General features: G+C 59.1%; 24 protein-coding genes. 9 read left to right on the forward strand and 15 right to left on the reverse strand.

Annotation, left to right across the window (positions count from 1 at the left end; translation table 11 throughout):
• Positions 1–364 precede the first annotated feature (364 nt).
• Together VVT58_RS06620 and VVT58_RS06625 are read right to left on the reverse strand one after the other, a co-directional pair.
• On the reverse strand, positions 365–655 hold the full coding sequence (locus VVT58_RS06620; RefSeq protein ID WP_327753687.1) for a zf-TFIIB domain-containing protein: 291 nt from the start codon (positions 653–655) through the stop codon (positions 365–367).
• Positions 652–894 carry a YdcH family protein gene (locus tag VVT58_RS06625; RefSeq protein ID WP_327753686.1) on the reverse strand — a complete coding sequence of 81 codons (243 nt, stop codon included), beginning with the start codon at positions 892–894 and terminating at the stop codon, positions 652–654. Before VVT58_RS06625 ends, VVT58_RS06620 begins: the two co-directional genes overlap by 4 nt.
• A gap of 232 nt (positions 895–1,126) precedes the next feature.
• Here VVT58_RS06625 and VVT58_RS06630 point away from each other — a divergent pair, with 232 nt between their 5' ends.
• The 3 genes from VVT58_RS06630 to gdhA all read left to right on the forward strand — a co-directional run bounded on the left by VVT58_RS06630 (position 1,127) and on the right by gdhA (position 3,989).
• Positions 1,127–1,870 (forward strand): TerC family protein, encoded by a 744-nt coding sequence (locus VVT58_RS06630; protein WP_405053734.1) that lies wholly within the window; start codon positions 1,127–1,129, stop codon positions 1,868–1,870.
• A 270-nt stretch (positions 1,871–2,140) separates the two neighbouring features.
• The gene (rnk, locus tag VVT58_RS06635; protein WP_327753684.1) at positions 2,141–2,551 is read left to right on the forward strand and encodes a nucleoside diphosphate kinase regulator; all 411 of its coding nucleotides are present in this window, start codon (positions 2,141–2,143) and stop codon (positions 2,549–2,551) included.
• A gap of 88 nt (positions 2,552–2,639) precedes the next feature.
• The gene (gene gdhA / locus VVT58_RS06640) at positions 2,640–3,989 is read left to right on the forward strand and encodes an NADP-specific glutamate dehydrogenase (protein WP_327753683.1); all 1,350 of its coding nucleotides are present in this window, start codon (positions 2,640–2,642) and stop codon (positions 3,987–3,989) included.
• Positions 3,990–4,085: 96 nt separating this feature from the next.
• On the opposite strand, the gene VVT58_RS06645 is transcribed toward gdhA, so the two are convergent.
• The 5 genes from VVT58_RS06645 to VVT58_RS06665 are packed head-to-tail and all read right to left on the reverse strand — an operon-like array spanning position 4,086 to position 7,416.
• Positions 4,086–5,084, reverse strand: a complete 999-nt coding sequence (locus tag VVT58_RS06645) for a rod shape-determining protein (RefSeq protein WP_327753682.1) — start codon at positions 5,082–5,084, stop codon at positions 4,086–4,088.
• A gap of 56 nt (positions 5,085–5,140) precedes the next feature.
• Positions 5,141–5,455, reverse strand: a complete 315-nt coding sequence (locus tag VVT58_RS06650) for a hypothetical protein (protein ID WP_327753681.1) — start codon at positions 5,453–5,455, stop codon at positions 5,141–5,143.
• 11 nt (positions 5,456–5,466) lie between these two features.
• Positions 5,467–6,678 carry an NO-inducible flavohemoprotein gene (hmpA, locus tag VVT58_RS06655; protein ID WP_327753680.1) on the reverse strand — a complete coding sequence of 404 codons (1,212 nt, stop codon included), beginning with the start codon at positions 6,676–6,678 and terminating at the stop codon, positions 5,467–5,469.
• Positions 6,679–6,724: 46 nt separating this feature from the next.
• Positions 6,725–7,000 (reverse strand): DUF1971 domain-containing protein, encoded by a 276-nt coding sequence (locus VVT58_RS06660; protein ID WP_327753679.1) that lies wholly within the window; start codon positions 6,998–7,000, stop codon positions 6,725–6,727.
• A 23-nt stretch (positions 7,001–7,023) separates the two neighbouring features.
• On the reverse strand, positions 7,024–7,416 hold the full coding sequence (locus tag VVT58_RS06665) for a group III truncated hemoglobin (RefSeq protein WP_327753678.1): 393 nt from the start codon (positions 7,414–7,416) through the stop codon (positions 7,024–7,026).
• 104 nt (positions 7,417–7,520) lie between these two features.
• Here VVT58_RS06665 and VVT58_RS06670 point away from each other — a divergent pair, with 104 nt between their 5' ends.
• Positions 7,521–7,991 (forward strand): Rrf2 family transcriptional regulator, encoded by a 471-nt coding sequence (locus VVT58_RS06670; protein WP_327753677.1) that lies wholly within the window; start codon positions 7,521–7,523, stop codon positions 7,989–7,991.
• 518 nt (positions 7,992–8,509) lie between these two features.
• On the opposite strand, the gene VVT58_RS06675 is transcribed toward VVT58_RS06670, so the two are convergent.
• Positions 8,510–9,097 (reverse strand): response regulator, encoded by a 588-nt coding sequence (locus VVT58_RS06675; RefSeq protein ID WP_327753676.1) that lies wholly within the window; start codon positions 9,095–9,097, stop codon positions 8,510–8,512.
• Positions 9,094–10,845: a sensor histidine kinase gene (locus tag VVT58_RS06680; RefSeq protein WP_327753675.1), complete on the reverse strand. Its 1,752-nt coding sequence runs from the start codon at positions 10,843–10,845 to the stop codon at positions 9,094–9,096. Before VVT58_RS06680 ends, VVT58_RS06675 begins: the two co-directional genes overlap by 4 nt.
• Positions 10,846–11,176: 331 nt before the next feature.
• Here VVT58_RS06680 and VVT58_RS06685 point away from each other — a divergent pair, with 331 nt between their 5' ends.
• Entirely contained in the window at positions 11,177–11,821 is a 645-nt protein-coding gene (locus tag VVT58_RS06685; protein WP_327753674.1) for a porin family protein, read from the forward strand.
• A gap of 280 nt (positions 11,822–12,101) precedes the next feature.
• The gene (locus VVT58_RS06690) at positions 12,102–12,302 is read left to right on the forward strand and encodes a DUF5818 domain-containing protein (RefSeq protein WP_084677778.1); all 201 of its coding nucleotides are present in this window, start codon (positions 12,102–12,104) and stop codon (positions 12,300–12,302) included.
• Positions 12,303–12,305: 3 nt separating this feature from the next.
• Here VVT58_RS06690 and VVT58_RS06695 read toward each other — a convergent pair whose 3' ends face one another.
• The 6 genes from VVT58_RS06695 to VVT58_RS06720 form a co-directional block, all read right to left on the reverse strand.
• The gene (locus tag VVT58_RS06695; protein ID WP_327753671.1) at positions 12,306–13,070 is read right to left on the reverse strand and encodes a hypothetical protein; all 765 of its coding nucleotides are present in this window, start codon (positions 13,068–13,070) and stop codon (positions 12,306–12,308) included.
• A gap of 160 nt (positions 13,071–13,230) precedes the next feature.
• Complete coding sequence (locus VVT58_RS06700; RefSeq protein WP_327753670.1) at positions 13,231–13,716, reverse strand: thermonuclease family protein; 486 nt, start codon at positions 13,714–13,716, stop codon at positions 13,231–13,233.
• Positions 13,717–13,751: 35 nt separating this feature from the next.
• Positions 13,752–14,351: an SOS response-associated peptidase family protein gene (locus VVT58_RS06705; RefSeq protein ID WP_327753669.1), complete on the reverse strand. Its 600-nt coding sequence runs from the start codon at positions 14,349–14,351 to the stop codon at positions 13,752–13,754.
• Between the two features lie 8 nt (positions 14,352–14,359).
• Positions 14,360–14,722, reverse strand: coding sequence for a hypothetical protein (locus VVT58_RS06710; RefSeq protein ID WP_327753668.1), 363 nt, complete (start codon positions 14,720–14,722; stop codon positions 14,360–14,362).
• Positions 14,723–14,726: 4 nt separating this feature from the next.
• Positions 14,727–15,050: a hypothetical protein gene (locus VVT58_RS06715; protein ID WP_327753667.1), complete on the reverse strand. Its 324-nt coding sequence runs from the start codon at positions 15,048–15,050 to the stop codon at positions 14,727–14,729.
• A 3-nt stretch (positions 15,051–15,053) separates the two neighbouring features.
• Complete coding sequence (locus VVT58_RS06720) at positions 15,054–15,245, reverse strand: hypothetical protein (protein ID WP_007683897.1); 192 nt, start codon at positions 15,243–15,245, stop codon at positions 15,054–15,056.
• Between the two features lie 212 nt (positions 15,246–15,457).
• On the opposite strand from VVT58_RS06720, the gene VVT58_RS06725 reads away from it, so the two are divergent.
• The 3 genes from VVT58_RS06725 (at position 15,458) to VVT58_RS06735 (ending at position 18,537) form a co-directional block, all read left to right on the forward strand.
• Positions 15,458–15,631: a hypothetical protein gene (locus VVT58_RS06725; protein WP_327753666.1), complete on the forward strand. Its 174-nt coding sequence runs from the start codon at positions 15,458–15,460 to the stop codon at positions 15,629–15,631.
• 1,065 nt (positions 15,632–16,696) lie between these two features.
• A complete protein-coding gene (locus VVT58_RS06730; RefSeq protein WP_327753665.1) occupies positions 16,697–16,999 on the forward strand; it encodes a hypothetical protein in 303 nt (100 codons plus the stop codon).
• 122 nt (positions 17,000–17,121) lie between these two features.
• Positions 17,122–18,537 carry a M20/M25/M40 family metallo-hydrolase gene (locus VVT58_RS06735; protein WP_327753664.1) on the forward strand — a complete coding sequence of 472 codons (1,416 nt, stop codon included), beginning with the start codon at positions 17,122–17,124 and terminating at the stop codon, positions 18,535–18,537.
• Positions 18,538–18,541: the final 4 nt, after the last annotated feature.

Genomic DNA, 18,541 nt, shown 5'->3' on the forward strand with positions numbered 1-18,541 from the left:
GCGGGCAGTGGATGCCGCAAACAGCAGGGCCGTGATTCGCAATTGCGAACTATGCAGACGATGCTTCTGTTGTGGCAAAGGCGCCTCCTCGTTTCCAGTCCAACCGAACGAGCAGCGCAGATGATCGGGCACAATAGTTAACGACCAGCATCGAGCGCACTCGATGCGGTCCGACATCACGATTGCGTTCGCAGCAATCGCCAGAGGGGCCCGGCCCGCATGGTGAGAGGATAGCGTGCCGTCCTTCAAATGCAACAGGCCCGGCTCGTCGACCGTTCTACTGCCGCAACAGCCTCGCGATCCTGTGCACTGATGCGAGCCGCCCGGCTTTCATCTTCAAGGGTCGACGGCCGGGCGGCGTTGCTCAATCAAACAGCTCCTCGAGGAAAGACTTTTTCTTCCGCGATCGGTAGCGGCCGTCGTGCACGGTATCGTGACGCGATCGCACCCACGCATCTGGGCGGTCCCGCTCTGGCGGGCGGGCCGGTGTCGCGGCCGAACGCTCAACGATCTTGTCTAGCTCGCCCCGGTCAAGCCAGACGCCGCGGCAGTTAGGGCAGTAATCGATTTCAATACCTTGGCGTTCGGACATTGTCAGCCCTGTGCGGCAGACAGGGCAAGGCATGCCCTCCGCAGATTGTCGTCCCACGGTCATGCCCTCCTTTCCCTGAGAACATGCGCGTGCAGCCGGTCCTTCACATGCAGCCGCACCTTCTTGAGCCTCAGCAGCCGCAAACTATCAGGGAAACGCCGTTTGAGCTCGCTCCGGATCTCCTCCTCGAGCTGTCCGTGCAATCTGGTCAATTTATACAGAAAAGTATTCAACGCCTCTCTCCAATCGAAATGGATCGATCGGATCAGCTGCGAGGAAGGAAGAATATCGCTGACCTGCACCGAGCTGACCCGATGCGGTCCGACATCACGATCGCATTCGCGGCAATCGCCAGAGGGGCCCGGCCCGCAGGTTCAATATGGCATGGCTGTGTGTTCTTTCAAGGTGCAGTCCAGCGTCTTGGTTGCCACGAGCTGTGACACCGCATAAGTCGAGCGAGGCGCACGGCGAGCCGATCGCCTGTACCGAACAACGATATTCAAGCTCTCGGCAAGGTGGAGGAAGGGACGAATGATAGAGGGGCTGAACGCGCTCATGAATGAGCCTGCCGCGTGGATCGCGCTTGCCACTCTGGTTACCATGGAGATCGTGTTGGGGATCGACAACCTGATCTTCATTTCGATCCTGTCGAACAAACTGCCTGAAGCACATCGCGCCCGCACACGACGCCTCGGCATCGGACTGGCTCTTGTTCTGCGGCTGCTCCTGCTGGCATCGGTCGCTTACATCGTGCAACTTACGCGGCCGATCTTCACCGCCTTTGGACATGGTTTTTCCTGGCGGGACATCATCCTTGTCGCTGGTGGCCTTTTCCTTGTCTGGAAGGCGACGCGGGAAATTCATCATAATGTCGATCCCCATCCCAACGAGAATGAATATGACACCAGCCGGTCGACGTTGACCGTCGGGGCGGCCATCGGTCAGATCATCGCGCTAGACCTGGTCTTTTCCATCGACAGCATCATCACCGCCGTCGGAATGACCGACAATATCGCGATCATGGTGATCGCGGTCGTTACCGCTGTTGCCGTGATGCTCTTTGCGGCGACGCCACTGGCAAATTTCATCAGCGCCAATCCCACCGTCGTAATGCTCGCCCTCAGTTTCCTCTTGCTGATCGGCACCACGTTGATCGCAGAAGGGTTCGGCGTCCATGTGCCCAAAGGTTACGTCTATGCTGCCATGGCCTTTTCGGCGGCGGTGGAGGCGCTCAACATTCTGGCGCGGGGACGGCGGCCGAAGCTGGACGCTCACTAGGATGGCCTTCTATCGCGCCAACGGCTTAGCCGTCGTTGGCACCCATCGAGAGTCGCGGAGGACAGCATTTGACTCACGTGCCGCCGTCTGCCACCCTTCCTTGATGCACTTGCCGACTAACTTTACGCGTTTTCGCTACCAGGGAGGACAGCTGCTCGCGGGCATATAGCCCCGGGTTCTGGCGCGCATGCCTCGAACTCGGGGCACATCGATGGACTGATAACGCCCGCCGTCTAGGCGCGCGTCTCCTCCTTTTCGAAAGCCAGCGCTATGTCCAGCCCAACAAGGACGAAACGTCCCGTTGTCCGCCTTATCAATACCGAAGCCGATATTCTGACCAACCTCGCCCTCAATGCATCGGGGCCTGCCGCGCAAGCAGGCGAGTTGTTGCTGGAGGAAATCGCGCGGGCTTCTACCTTCACGGCTGACCGGATTCCCGCCGACGTCGTCACGATGCACTCCATGGTCGAGTTCGAGGACGCCGCGAGCGGCACAAGCCGTACGGTGCAGCTCGTCTATCCGGCCGAAGCAGATATTTCGGCAGGGCGTATGTCGATACTGACACCGGTGGGCGCAGGTTTGATTGGCCTGAGTGAAAGTCATGTCATCGACTGGCCAGACCGCAATGGGCGCCAGCGGCCGCTCACCATTTTGAAAGTCACACAGCGCGGTCGAGAGTAACCGCACACGGCATCATCATACGCTGCGACTCTATATTTAAAGATCGCGGCACGTACTTGCATTTTCAGCTTAGAATAGGATCTGCCCTTTGCCCCGCATCGATGAAAAGCTAATCCCCATCTATGAAGATGTCCTGCGACGGAATGCGGGAGAGACCGAATTCCATCAGGCGGTGGAAGAGGTTCTCGAAAGCCTGGGCGCCGTCATCGGAAAGCATCCTGAATATCTTGACAATGCACTGATTGAGCGCATTTGCGAACCTGAAAGGCAGATCATTTTCCGCGTCCCATGGGTGGACGACAACGGCCAGATTCAGATCAATCGCGGCTTCCGTGTCCAGTTCAATTCGGCGCTTGGCCCCTACAAAGGCGGCTTGCGCTTCCATCCGTCCGTCAATGTTGGGATCATCAAGTTCCTGGGGTTCGAGCAGACCTTCAAGAATGCGCTGACCGGCATGCCGATCGGCGGCGGCAAGGGCGGGTCGGACTTCAATCCAAGGGACCGGTCCGATGGCGAAGTCATGCGCTTCTGCCAATCCTTCATGACCGAACTTTATCGGCATCTGGGTGAATATACCGACGTTCCGGCGGGGGACATCGGCGTAGGGGCGCGGGAGGTTGGCTATCTGTTCGGCCAGTATAAGCGACTGACTAATCGCTATGAAGCAGGGGTGTTGACGGGCAAGGGATTGATCTATGGCGGATCACGGGCCCGAACCGAGGCGACCGGATATGGCACGATCTACTTCATCGACCAGATGCTGAAGACCAAGGGCGCCAGCCTGGACGGCAAGCGGGTGGTGGTGTCCGGATCAGGCAATGTCGCCATCTACGCTGTTGAGAAGGTCAACGAGTTTGGCGGCAAGGTCGTCGCCTGTTCGGATTCATCAGGTTTCATCGTCGACGACGGCGGGATAGACCTAGGCCTGTTGAAGGAGATAAAGCTGGTCCGGCGCCAACGAATTTCGGACTATGTCGGTCTGAAAGGCTCCGGCGCATATTTTTCCAACAAGGGATCCGTTTGGGAAATCCCCTGCGACGTGGCGGTCCCGTCTGCCACTCAAAATGAACTGCACGCCAACGATGCGTCTGCGCTGATCCGCAACGGTGTGGTGGCCGTGGGCGAAGGGGCGAACATGCCCTGCACGCCCGAAGCGGTGCGGCTTTTCCAGAGCGAGGGCGTCCTCTTCGGCCCGGCGAAGGCCGCTAATGCCGGCGGCGTCGCTACATCGGCGCTGGAGATGCAGCAGAACGCCTCCCGCGATAGCTGGACGTTCGAGGAGACCGAAGCGCGGCTCGCCGTGATCATGCGCCGCATCCACGATAGTTGCGCTGAAACCGCGGAAGCCTATGGCGCGCCGGGCAACTATGTGTTGGGCGCTAATGTCACGGGTTTTGTCCGGGTGGCAGAAGCGATGCAGGCCATGGGAGTCATTTAATCGAAGCTGCGAGATGGCTTTGCCCGACAACGCTTTGTCTTCATCTTCCTACTACCTATGACCCATGCGCTTGACCGAGCGCCGAACGGCCGACGCTTAGCCCTGTAGGATGTGGTGCAAGCCCTGAGCCACGCAGAGAGACGGGTCTTGAGCTAAGATCACCGGCAAGCCGGTCTCGTGCTCTATCATCTGCGGCAAGCGTGGTACAACTGCGCTGCCGCCGGTGAGCAGGATGCCGTTTAAATACAGATCATGACTGAGTTCCGGCGAGGTTTCGTTGAGAACGTCGCGTACGACCTTAACGATCTTCATCGCGTGCTTTTTTACCACGCGCCCAATCTCGGCGGATGATATCTGCATTGATTGGGGCGACATCGACACGAGGCTTCGCCCTCTGACTTCGATAAGCCCATCGTCTGACCGTGCTTCAACGTTAAGAGCGGCATAATCTTTTTTGATGCGTTCGGCACTCTGGCGGCCGATCAAAATCTTGTGTCGGAAATGCAGATGGTCGGTGATCGCTTGGTCGAGCGCTGCGCCACCCGCGCGGACTGAACGCGTGAGGCAAATTCCTCCAAGTGAGATGAGTGCCACTTCGGTGGTGCCGGCGCCGCAATCCACAACCAGTGCGCCACGCGGCTCATCCACTCGAATGCCAGCGCCGAGAGCTGCTACCAAAGGCTCCAGAACCAGTTCAGGGCTCAGGCCGGCATCGGTAGCGGCAGTCAACAGTGCCCCTCTTTCCGCTTGGGTGGCGTCCGCCGGAACGCCAATCAGAGCGCGTGCCTTGCGCCAGGGCTTTCGCCTCAGCTCCCTTGGAACAGCGTAACGAAGCAATTCGGTAGCAGTAGGAATGTCCTGCAGCACACCCCTCCGCAGTGGGCGCCGCACAGATAGCATGCGCGGGGTTCGGTCCACCATGGCTTGAGCAGCCGTTCCAGCCGCCACCAAGCGAGGGAGGGTCGCGAGATCCGTAAAACAGCACAACGACGGCTCATCGAACACAACACCGGAATCGCGAGTGATGACCCGCAGATTAGCAGTCCCGAAATCGATCGCAAGTTCCGGCCGAGTCCACGACGAAAAGGAAAACATGGAGGCGATATAATGCGCCGCTCTGGCTTTGTCCCTTCCTTTTCACAGCGGCTCGATCAAAAAGGCATCGCTGTAAAGATGACCCAGATGCCAAGCATCGCGTGCATCCACCAAAAGCGAGGATCGGCGAACCGGTCCCACATATGACCGCGATAAATCATCCAGAAGCCACTCAAGCCCGCCAGCAGCACCCAAATCCGAGCTTGCGGCGCGAAACGTCCTTCAAGTTGGTGAAAGGTGCCGAGCCGCCGATCAGACGGATGGGCATGAGCGATGGACGGCATTACCACGAGCGTAACAAACGCGACGCCTCCAATCCACAGCAGGACTGACAGAACGTGGACTGCCCGCGCTATGGTAATGTCGTCCATTCCCGGTATCCTTAGGCGGCGAGCAGTTCGTCAGCTGGCCCAAAGAACTCATAATGAATGCGGCTGGAGGGCACGCCCGCTAGCGACAGTGTGGAGACGGCGTGGCGAAGGAATGGCCGCGGTCCGCAGATATAATAAACTGCATGGGCGACTGGCGTGTTCGCGACCAGCCATTCGTCGGTGATGATCCCGGCCGCATCGTAATCGCGGCCCTCCACTTCGCCTGCCAGGGGTGTCTGATGGAAGTCCGTCACCTGAACGGCCTTGCCGGTGGCCGCTAGTGCACGGACATGATCACGCATCGCATGCGTGTCCCGATTATGGGTGCCGTGAATATATTGAACCGGCACATCGGCGCCCTTTTTCACCAGCGACTCCAGCATGGCGATCATCGGGGTCAGGCCGACGCCGCCGGAGAGCAGAACGACCGGCCGCTCAACATGCTCGCTAAGGAAGAACTCGCCAGCGGGTGCAGCGACCTTAAGGATGGTGCCCTGCTTAACCTCATCGTGCAGCCAGCCGGAAGCCATCCCTTGTGGTTCACGCTTGACCGAGATGCGATACGTCTCCCCGTTGGGTGCCGAGGAGATGGAGTAGTTGCGCTTCACCGGTGGGTGACCAGGGATCTCGAGCCAGAAGGTCAGATATTGTCCCGGCAGATGCGCCATTACTGCTCCGCCATCGGCCGGACGGAGGATGAAAGAGTTGATGACGCTGCTCTCGCGAACGACCTCCTGGACCCGGAAATCGCGCCAGCCGTTCCAGCCCCCGGTCGTATCCTTCTGTGCGGTATAGATTCGGACCTCACGAGCGATGAGAATGTTTGCAAGGAACCAATAGGCCTCGCCCCAAGCTGTCAGGATTTCATCGGTTGCAGCATCCCCCAGAACCGCCTTGATGGCTCCTAGCAGCGCTTCGCCGACATGCGGATAATGCTCCGGCAGGATCTGAAGTCCGACATGCTTTTGCGCGATGCGCTCCACCGCAGGCGCCAGCGCGCCGAGATTGTCTATGTTGTTTGCGTAAGCGAGGATCGCACCCGTCAGTGCCCGCGGCTGAGAGCCGCTGTCGCCATGATGGGACTGGTTAAACAGGTCGCGAATGTCGGGGTTCTGAAACATGCGCGAATACATTTCGCGCACGATGTCGAGGCCATGCGCTTCCAGCGCAGGAACGGTGGCCTTCACGAGCGCGATGGTCTGTTCGCTTAGGGGCTGCGTCATCAGTATTCCTCTCTGTTGAGCATGGACATCATGGCGGTTCAGCCGATCAGAGGCAGGGCGCCTGATCATAGAAATCGACCTGCATCTTCATGGGACCGAGCGGCGTGACAAAGTGCGGCTGTTGGGGGAGTACGAGGCCAGGTTTGTCAGGACTCAGCACCATTTCCAAAGGCGGGTCTAGGTAGGTAAGTTTCACTTCGCCTTCGATTATACGTACCAGTCCCCACACCCCTGCCTTGGTGTTGTGACGTGCGCGCAACGCCACAGGAAGCGTGTCCTGGTCGAAGACGGGCGTGGACCGATAAGGAAGAGGGGCAGGCATAATCAGGAAGTCCTCTTTGCTCGTCAGCGCTGATGCGTCTCTGGCTCGCGCTCCAGCCGAAAGAACATAGCGAGCTGAAGGCTGTCGGCGATCCGCGCAGCCTTGGCTTGCAGGGCAGAGGCTGCATCGGCTTCCAACAACTCCCCCGTGGTCCTATTCCACAGGTCCAGCCAGCGCTGGAACAGGGCTGGGGTGATCCGATCCTTGTGCTTGAAGTGCGCGGGGACAGGCTGGCCTTTATAGCGGCCGCTGCCCAACATCACCGATGACCAGAAATCCCTAAGCTTGATCAAATGCTCTGGCCAATCGACGATCGCGTCGTCGAAGATCGGTCCCAGTTTGGCGTCAGCTCGGACGCGAGCGTAGAAAGCTGTCACCAGCTGCTCAAGATTTGCTTCGGTGATCCCTGTGTCCACGACTCAGGCTCCAATCATGCAACTAGGATGCATCTATAATGACGGTTTGAAACATGCAAGCAATTTGCATATTATAGCACGGCCGAACCAGCGCTGGACCCGAAATGAAACTGACGTTGTTCACAGACTATTCGATCCGGACGCTGCTCTACCTTGCCTCGCGCAACAAACGGCTGTGCTCTATCGCGGAGATAGCTAACGCCTATCGCATTTCTCAGAACCATCTCATGAAGGTGGTCAATGATCTCGCTCGTGCAGGCTATATCGAGAGTGTGCGCGGCCGCGGAGGCGGTATTCGGCTCGGCAAGCCTCCTGAAGAAATCAATATCGGCATACTCATCCGTCATACCGAAGAAGGGCTTGATCTTGTCGATTGCGGAAGCTGTGTGATCGCACCTGCATGCGGCATGACGGGTGTGCTCAAAGAGGCGCTGTCAGCATTTCTGGCCGTACTTGACCGCTACACCCTCAGCGATCTTGCAGACAAACGCCAGGAATTCGGGCGATTGTTCGGCAAAAACCTATCCGGTCCCGCTCCGGCAAACCTTGAGGATTGTCCTTCGCGTCTCTCGTAGATCGGCTGCCGATCACGCTGGGTGTCCTACGGGCAGCCGACATCGAAGGCGAACACCGTAGCCCAGGTCTGAAAGACAATGGACGGCCACTATCGGGATCATGATCGGCACACTGGAACGGCCGGCATTGGCGCGTTGCTTCCTGGCAGCATTGTATGGGCCAGCGGCAGGTTCCGGCACAGGCTGCCGTTCAAAGCCCGGTTGGCGAACGACATAATTTGGTCGGATGCCGCCGGAAGGTCCTGGCGGGACCTGCCATTTAAGGCTTGCCCGGTGAACGCCAATTTGGTCATCGAAGATCGGCCCCAGCCCCGGATCTTTGTCGGACCCGCTAGTAAAAGCCCCGACGAGGCGCGCGATATCGTCTCCTTGATTTCGGTCGTCATGACGCTGGCGTCCGGCTTTGTAGAAGTGGGTTCAGGGTTAGCATGAGCTCGTCTTCCACCAGCGGCGCTTTAATGAGAATGGCGTCCAGGTCCGCGGCCTAAGCCCGAAGCGTGCGGGTGGGTCCATGAAAATTAGTCCAGCGATGCCAGAGCGATCAGTTGGGCCAACCCGTTAGCGCCCGTTTTGGAAATGATCGACGCCCGGTGATCCTCAACCGTTTTAGGGCTGAGCTCCAGCATGGCAGCGATGACCTTGTTGCTATGACCCTGCACGAGCAGGTCGAACACTTCTCTTTCGCGCGGAGACAATGTGGCGGTGCGGGCGAGCTGCTGTCTTTTCCGGACCGACCAATCCACACCTTCACTGACCGCAGCAAGCAGCCGCGCTTCATCAAGCGGCTTCTCAAGGTAATCAATCCCTCCATGGCGACGCACCGAATCGACGGCATTTGCGGTCGTCGGCCATGCCGTCATGAAAATGATCGCGACTGCCGGATCTATGACTCGGACCCGGTCGGCAAAGCCGAAGCCATCGAGATCATCCATCATCACGTCGGTGACGACGCAGGCTGCAGGCGCCGGTGCATAAATATCGAGAAGCCGGACCGGGTCCAGGAAAGACTGCGCACTAAAGCCATGCCGACAGAGCAACCGCGCCACGGTGGCGCCCAGATCGGCGTCATCATCCACCACGTAGACCTTGGGATCGTCTGCGTTCATGCATCGTCTCCGGCAAGCGGCAGGATGATTGAAGCGTGGGCCACGCCGTCATGAACCTTCGCCTTTTCCAAATGCCCGCCATGCGCTTCCACTATGGCCTGCGCAACCAGAGCGCCGACCCGCATGCCTGCCTTGGCGCGATGGCTGGTTCCAACGCGGTTCGTGACCATGATCCGCACACTTTTTCCTTCCTTCTCGCCGGTCAGTTCGACCTGTCCGTCATTCGCCGCGTGGATGGCATTGCGCAGGAGGTTCATCAGCGCCTGGCTCAGTTCCACCTCCTGCGCAAACACGACAAGATCGGGATTGATCGGGCCGATCTTGAGCAACGCACCCTGATCTCTGGCTTCCGGAGTTGCAATTGCGGCCACGCTTTCGATCAGCGCCGAAACCGGCAGCGCGCTCGGCTCGTCCACCGCCGCCCCGCCGAACCGTCGCAGGCGGCGCACAAGGTTGGATAATGTCGCGGCCTTGCGATCCACCAGTGCAGCGCTCCGCATGATTTCGTCGTCGGCCCCGTCCGTGATTTCGTGAAGATGTTTCGCCTCGATCGCCAAGGTCGATAGCGGCTGGCTGATCTCATGGATAACTGCCACCGACATCGCACGCAGGGTCTTCAGTCGCTCGGCCTGGAAGAGCAGCCGGTCGCGCCGCTCGATGTCCGTGCGGGCCTGCTTCTGGGCGTCGCAATAGCTGCCCGCAAGATAGCCGACCACCACGACGGTCGCGAGGTCAAGATGCAGGTGCAGCCGATCAATTGTGCTGAACGCGCCTGCTGTCTCCGGCAGGATAAGAAGGCTAACGATTGTCAAAGCAACCCACACAGGAAAGCGCCCAGAACGCAAACCAATCCACGCGACAGCCAGGATGAGGGGCATTGGCTGGGACCCCAGTCCAATTCGGTTGAGGAGCCAGGTCGTGGCGATCCCGCCTGCCAGTAGGAGCGCAGCCTCCAGCGTTGCGCTCCCGCGAATTGCGCATTCGCGGAAAGCCGCAATCATGCCGCTTCGGCGCTGGCTGATCGTCTCGGCCACCCAGAGGAGCGGCGGCGCGATGATCAGCACGCCCAACAGGTCGCCGACAGCAAAAGCCGTGAGCGAGATCATGATATCCTGAACGCTTTCAACTGCCGTTCGGTCTGGCCGCAGCAGTGCTTCTGGCAGAGCGCTGAACGCTGCGACCCCAGGTGCGGCAACGGCGGCAAGTCCGAAGGGCATCGGAGGAGCCATGACGCCCGCTCTTCTGCCGGTGGATAGCCAGCGGATGACAGCTACCACGCCACCGTAAGCCAGAACTGGCCGCAAGATGCCCCACAGCGTCATCGCCAGGTCGGGCGCGCCCGGATTGAAACGCCCCATGATCAAATTGACCACGATTTCCACGGCGGCGATTGCTGTCGTAAGGCGCGGCCCGGCGTGCCATAGCAGGGCGAGACGGAGGCCCGCAGCCGGGAACCAGACGGAATAAAAACCTCTACCGCCCCAATAGGCTGCCAGCCCCAGTGTCAGCCAGAAGCCGAAGCCGTAGGCCAGCAACAGTAACAAATCAGCCATTGGCGCCCGCGTGCCATCATATCGTGCCTGGCCTGAAGGGATCATCATGCGGTTGCCTTGCCGAGTTCGTTGAAGGTCGTGAAGCAGGGAAATTCCCTGAGGAGACATTGAGCAGATCAAGCCATTGTAATCATCGGCCAAACGCACCTGCTGCGCCAGGCACCGAGCCCGGTCGATCCATCCGGCGAGCAGCACCGGGAAAAACCCGGATAGGCAAAATGGCTTAATTCAGCCAGCAGGCCCCTGCGACCCGAAGGGAACTTTAGTTTCCTTTACCTGACCCGGCCATCCGGCCGGGTCACTTTTTCCGCAGCCGTTGTTCAGCAGCGAGCCGCCTTGGATCTAAAATTTCGAGGGCGCACATCGTGTGAGTCTCACATGCCGCGTGCAAGCTTACCTGTTGTAATCAAACAACAGTTTTACCGAAACTATCGCTGTGAGCTTGACCTGATCTGCTTGCTCGACTACCCGCCGCATCGGGTCGCAACCGAAACAAAAAATCACCGCGAACCAATTCAGGGGAACTATGAAGAAAATTTCTTTGACGCTTCTGGCGATCGTCGCCGGAGCTACTTCCGCCCATGCAGAAACCTTTTCCGGTCCGTTCATCGGCGCGCAGATCAGCCGCGACGCGTATGAAGTGAAGGCCGAAGGCACCGACATCGGCATCGGCACGCTCGACCTCGACGGTCTGAGCGGCAACGGCATCAGCGGCGGCGTGTATGTCGGCTATGACTATGCCCTGTCGAACAACGTCTTCTTCGGCGTGGAAGCTAACGCCAATTTCTCGGGCGCCAGCATTTCGGCTGAGCTTGACGACGGCACGGACAGCATCAGCGGCAAGGTCAAGGCCCGCGAATCGTTCGGCCTTAGCGCTCGCCTGGGTGCAATGATCGCCGACAGCACCGCCCTTTATGCGCGTGGCGGCTGGCAGTCGACCAAGTTCAAGACCACGGTTTTTGACGGCGTCGATACCTACGGCACGAAGACGATGCAGGACGCCCTGGTTTACGGCGCAGGCCTGGAAACGCGCGTCGGCGCGCAGGCGTCGATCCGCGTTGAATATCTGATCGAAGATTATGGCAGCGCTGGCCTCAACCGCGATCTGGATACCAATGGCATCCGCGTGGACAACAACAAGCTTTCGCTGGGCATTTCCTGGCGTTACTGATCGCGTAACCGCATGAACAGGAAGGGGTGTTCTGACGAACGCCCCTTTCTTCATTGCGCACGCGACAAGCATTTCCTCAGACTGGCTCCGCTTTTCACAGTCGAGCGGAGTCTTTTTTCAATGGGGGCGGCATACTCCGCCGATCGAAACGCCCAGATTAAGGCGTTTGGTCATATGGTGGGCCTCGGAAAATAGGCCGACAGTCGGTCCAGCGGTTCTCTGAGCGAGAAATCACGCTGTGATCCAATTCTTGACCTGAGTATCGGGAGCACAAAGCGTCATGCATCGGCCAACCCGTCACGAGCTAACCGGCATCTTGCTGGAGAACGGTCTTTATCCAATCCTGCGTGTGCCGGACGGTGGAGAATGGCGGTTGGACATCCTGAAGCGGCACAAGCATCTTCTGGGCACGCGGGTCAAAGTGGTCGGCACAAGAGATGGGTTCGATCTGCTCGCCGTGGATCATATCGAACCCGCGTGATGCCTAAGCAGGACTTTCAACCCCGATTTCGCTTCTTATTTGCTCTACAATCAGTCTGATCGCTTCATTGCTGTTCAGGCTGTGGGGTCCCCCGCTCAGGTGAGGAATTACGGCGACGGGAACCATCCCGTTTGTGGCGACATGTAATCTCTTCGCGTGACCGTTCACCGTGATGGTGTGGACTGTCGGAGTCCCGGGTGTACCGGTGATCTCAAGGAAATCTGCAAGGTGGGTCAGGCCAGTGCCAATGACCAAGCGGGGTCGGCAGTGTTCAATCCAACTTTTCATCACCCGGAAGCGATTTTCCCGCAGCCACGCGCGGTAGTCATCCTTGCGGGTGAAGCCGGTCTTTGCAGCCGAATGTGCGTCCCACTCCCCGACCTTGTTGCAAGGTTCAGGGAAGAGATTTGCTTTGAAATATCCGGTCGAACTGCGCTCGAAAGGACGGGCGCGCTGCGCAAATGCGCGGAAATCCTCCGGATCCCCACCTTCCAACGCGCAGAGCAGCTTGAAAGCATTGCGATTGAACGGCCATTCAAGTTGTAGTTCGACGGCGTAGGCCTCCAACTTTGCTGCTCGCTCACCTTCCATCTTAGTATCGGCGGCTTCGTCGGCGAGGGACCAGCCAGGTTCGATTCCCAGCATCCAGATTGACCGATTCTCGGGCGAGCCAGGGTCGCCCCCTTCGCACGTCGTGAGAAAGGCCGCTTCGTCCTCAACGCGGTTACGGAAAGCGGCGGCGGCTGGTGAGAGCGGTGTCACGATCATTGTTCATCCCGTTAATGATTTTGGTGCTGCGCCGACCGAAAACACGATGGCTTTCGGATTGGCGGCGAACACAGGCTTGAGGTCGTCATAAGCGCCTAAGCGTAAAGATGAAGGTTGAGCTGGCAGGCGATTATGCCCGTGCGGCTGAATTCGCTGACGTTCAGCACCAGGGCTCCCGCCTGCCGCTCCATGTTCGGGCTAGCCCCTCGCTAACCAACACATCACCGAGTGACTGACCGCCCCGTGTCAACACCCGCAATTTTCTCCCATATCGATCGGTATCGCGATCAAGCGTGGCCACAGTGAATGGCCCGGCATTGACCAATTGGTGAAGCCGTCGCGTCGCACGCTCGCCTAACTCTGCTTCTGTTGGGCAGCGCGGCGGGTGCGTTTCTGGCGCATCAATATCGGCAACTCTGATCTTCTCCCCATCAAGCCAGATCGTATCGCCATCCACCACGCAATTGGTGCCGCCGCCGGTATGGCAGAGGGCAAAGGTGCGGGAGACATCATCCCTGGCCTTCGCTCCATCGGGCATTGAGAGCGAGGCAAGCCCACCGGCTAAGCCGAGGATGGCAAGGCTTGCCAGCATGACAGGCGAACGAGGCGCCTTTTTGCGGCGGCGGAATTTGACAACATTAGACATTGGATGGGATTAGGGCCTCAGCTTCGTTACGTAAATCAAACGTCACCGACGGCCATCAACTGGCTAGGATATGCGCACGCCAGCGATAGCGCATCGTCAAAATCCGCGCGCAGCCAGCGGTCATAGTCTTCCGGGTGAAGGATGACAGGACAGGCCTTGGGGTGGATAGCGCCAACAACATGGGTGGCAGCGTCGCCATCATAGCCACAGGTCAGGAAGGAATAGACCGGCAGGCTTTCTGTGGTTCGCCATATTCCAGCGAAGGCGAAAACCGGTTGGCTGGGGACACAAAACCAGAAGGGCTTCTTCTTGCCTGTGTCAGGCATTGGCTCGACCGACCATTCCTGGAACTCAGTGACCGGCACCAGACAGCGCCGGGAGGGATTTGCCAAGGCAGACTTCCAGAACGGGCTGGTATAGTTACGCACGTTGGTGACGGGCCGTCCCTGGAATGGAAAGCCCCAACTCATTGCCGACAGAATGCGCTGGCCTTCCTGCTCCCGCACGACGTGGCCGGGCTTGCTCGGAGCGACATAATCCTTTTTGACCGCGATCTGGTCGGCTGGATCAGGAAGCGCGCCGAACAGACGGGCAAGCTCTTCGGCGCTGCTCCGGGCTTTATAAAGATTGCACATGGTCGCTCCTAATTGAGCTTGGTCGGCATCACCCCCAACATATCCAGCAGCTGACTGCCTGTCCTGTCCTCGCCATCGTGCAGGATCGTGGCAAATCCGCCGATCAGCTTGCCAAAATGTTCACCCGCCAAGCGGATGTCGCGCGGCGTTCGCTTGGACGTGTCGGCGGTGATCAGCATGGCGATACCCATGGCGAGCGCTTCGGCAAGCATCGGCATCGCGATGGAGGCATGGCCTTCCTTCACCTCGCGCGAACCCATGGCATAGGTAACAGCCTGAAGGGCCACCTGCGCACAGACATGGCGATATTCCCCGGGTGACAGATTGTCGGGAATGTCGAACAGTTCTTCTGGGACAGCTTTGTAGCTCATGATCCTATCCTCTGAAGCGGTTCACCGCGCGTTTCCATTCCCGCTCATCCGGCAGTGGAAAGCAATAGCGCGGCGTCTCCCTGCTTGTTTCGATGACAGCTGGACGCACCTTCCGGCCGTGCCGTTCCATACAGGCCTTGTAGTAGAAGCGTCGCCTGGCGTCCCGGAAGTCATCGCTCCAGCCTTTCCGCTGAAACTTCCACCAAAGCCCGTGAGCGTCAAAGAATTCCTCGCTGCCGCATTGGCAGGCAACCCTCACCGAATAGTGCCAGGCCGCGGCTTCGAAGATGCAAGTCGCCACCTTCAGCCCATCGCGATAGCGGGCCATGAATCACAACAGCGCGCCTTGCTCGACCGGCTGAAAATAGCGGGCAGCGGCGATGGCGTTGCGATAGTGGACGGTTTGAAGGCGCTCAGCCTCATCGAAGGGCACCGGCGTCCATTCCGACGAGGGATATACGGTGTCGTAGATCGCCTTGGCCGCGCTGCGAAGTGGCGCCTGATTGGGGGTCTGCTCTGCCATCGCAGAATCACCTTTCCTACACGAGAACAAATGTGGAACATGCCTCACAGGAAAGGAGTCGGCAATGATGAATATCGATGGCGCGTTCCTGATGGGCGTGGCGGCAATTCTAACGAGCGTGGCCAACTTATGGAGAGCGGCGCGGTCTGGCGGGGCGGAGGAACCTTGGCATGGTTCATGCGCTCATCGCAGGCAAATTGGAGAGATGACGCATGAGAAATCTGATCGGAACAGCATTTGGGGCAGCGATCGACCGGCGGGACGGTGACAGCGGCGTGAAGGGCGCGATCATTGGCTATGTGGCATCTGGTGCGTTGAAGACCGCCGCAAAGCTGGGGCTGCTGGCGGCGATCGCTGCTGGAGCCTACCGCTTGGTGCGCAAGTGAGACAAACCGCAGGCCACCTACTGACGCAGTCGCTGGCCGGGACATTGCGCATTCATGATCGCGACCTAATATTGGATCTGCCGCCTGTTCCCCTTGGGCGGTCCTGAACCTCGGCCTCGTCGTTGAGCTTGCTCCGACGGGGCCATTTTCTTTTCGAGCGACCAAATTGTCTAGGGGTCCTACCGAAAGAAGATCGACTATCATAACGCGCTCCCCGCTCATAACTGGCTTGCAATACAATCTTCCGATGCCTTGTCTCAGGGAACGAGCATCCACGCAATGAGCGCGCGGGCAATCGTCACCATCAGCGCTGCTCCAACTGAGCCTGTGGTAGACCCATGATTGGCATCCTTATCGCCCAAAAAAATTCACTGGGTCTCGTTGATGGCCTGCCGAAGGCCGGATCAAACGTCCTGCCGTCCGAGCCAAGGCAGTCCTTCGCTGCGGCAGAGTCAAGGCTAACCGCGACGTCATTCGCGCAGGCGGAAACGTCAGCCAAACGAAGCAGCCGCTTATGACGAATAGCCCGCGCTCCGCGGCATGGATAACGCGCTTCATGATTGCGCGGATTACAACACTTACAAGCGACGGTCCCGGCGGCTGACCGCGACGCTCGTCGGGTAAGACTAGCTCTCCGGTAAGTCCATGTCTGCGGGACAGATTTTGGTCATAGCGGCGGTTCGCGACGTTGTCGCTGAACGGCGCATGTTGGTGGAGAACCGACCCAGTGCCAACGGCAGCTGTTCCAGAGTTCGCGGTCCGAACCGGACAGTCGCTTGCCGGCCAGAGCCAGCCAGCCTCCTCGGATCAGCACGCAATGGCAGGCGTACTCCACGGGAAAATTTTTAACCCGCAATTTCGACGATCAACGATTTGCGGGTTAAGCACCATTCGTGCTGCAATGAGCGACGCAGGCAGCTGGCAACTGGCCGTATCAGTCGGCAGAGGCTCGGCGGTACCGCGGTAACATCCGCCCTGCTGAGAAAGTTTTGGGGATCAGAGCCGATGTAAGCGTAGGAATGAAACAGGCTTGCATGTGACCGCAGCGAGGCGCTACGGATCACCTTGATTACACCCGCGCTGGTACAGTGGTTTGGTACAGCAGGGCTTGATCGCACAGCAGAAAATAACGCTTTTCTGCCATTCTTTGGTGAAGCCAACCCCTCCCGTAGGGGTCACCATTTTTCAATGGGTTTCGTTCCGCTCTTCGCCGATGCTTCGAGGCTGGACGCAGGTTCGTTTCTCAAGCGGAAGGCAGCGCGTATCGCGGCAACCCACGCCAAGCAACTCGACCGCGCCGCTACTGCGTCGAAAATGGTGCAGCAGGATATCCGCTATATTTACGTTGGACTGAATGCGGTAACCTGACCCATTGGGGGAGCCGATGAGACATGGCAGCGACGCTACGGCGATTGCCTTCCCTTTGCTTTCTCGCCACCATCCCGCCAACGGCCTCGTCTAGTGAAACCGTAGGCATTTGGGGGACAGCCATGCGTATCAAACGTCATCTCATCGGTACGGCTCTTGCTGCGCTGACAAGCCTCGCTCCTGCTCACGGACAGGACCGCCCTGATCAACAGACGTTCCGTGCGCTCTACAAGGAACTGGTCGAAACCGACACCAGCATCACCACCGGCAGTTGCACTGCGCTCGCCGACAAGGTGGAGATGCATCTGAAGGCCGCCGGCTTCCCGGACGGGGACATCACCCGCTTCGCTGTCCCCGACCATCCCAAGGAAGGCGGCATCGTCGCGATCCTCCCCGGCACCGCCAACCCCAAGATTCTCAAGCCCATCCTGCTCCTCGGCCATCTCGACGTGGTCGTTGCCAAGCGCGAGGACTGGACGCGCGATCCCTATACGCTGATCGAGGAAAGCGGCTATTTCTACGGCCGCGGCACCGCAGACATGAAAGCGATGGACGCTATCTGGATCGACATGCTGATCCGTTTCAAGAAGGAGGGCTACAAGCCCAAGCGCACCCTCAAACTCGCGCTCACCTGCGGCGAGGAGACCAGTACCGCCTTCAATGGCGCGAACTGGCTGGCCCAGAACAAGCGTGACCTCATCGATGCGGCCTTCGCCCTGAATGAAGGCGGCGGCGGCCGCACCGACGACCATGGCAAGGTCCAGCGCATGAGTTTGCATGTTGGCGAAAAGGCCGCGAGCAATTTCCGCATTGAAGCGACCAATCCCGGCGGCCACAGTTCAGCTCCTGTACGCGACAATGCGATTTATGAACTGGCCGACGCACTCGTCCGGGTCCGCGACCTTGAATTCCCGGTGATGCTGAACGACACCACCCGCGCCTTCTTCTCCCGCCTTGGCCCGACGCAGCATGACGAGACCGGCAAGGCCATGAGCGCGATTGTCGTCAACCCGCAGGACAAGCTGGCCGAAGCGATCCTCAATCAGGACAAGAGCTATCATTCCATGTTGCGCACCACCTGCGTGGCAACCTTGCTCGACGGCGGCCATGCCAACAATGCCTTGCCCCAGCGTGCCGGCGCGAACATCAACTGCCGCATCTTCCCCGGCGTGCCCGCGGAGGATGTTCGTATTGCGTTGGAAAAGGCGATCAACGACCCGCGCATGACTGTGAAGCTGCTAGAGGAACGCGGCCCCGCCGCTGTGCCTCCACCGCTCACGAAACAGATACTTGCACCTGCTGAGAGGCTGGTCGCCAAATATTATCCCGGCGTTCCCCTTGTTCCCACCATGTCGACCGGCGCGACCGACGGCATCTTCCTCGAAGCGGTCGGCATACCCTCCTACGGTCCGCCCGGCCTTTATGGAGATCCTGACGGCAACGGCACCCACGGGCTCAATGAGCGGGCGATCGTCAAGTCCGTCTACACCGGCCGCGACCTCCTGACCGAATTGGTGAAGGATTATGCGGCGCATTAGGGGG

The sequence above is a fragment of the Sphingobium sp. SJ10-10 genome (assembly GCF_036038995.2).
GTDB lineage: Bacteria > Pseudomonadota > Alphaproteobacteria > Sphingomonadales > Sphingomonadaceae > Sphingobium.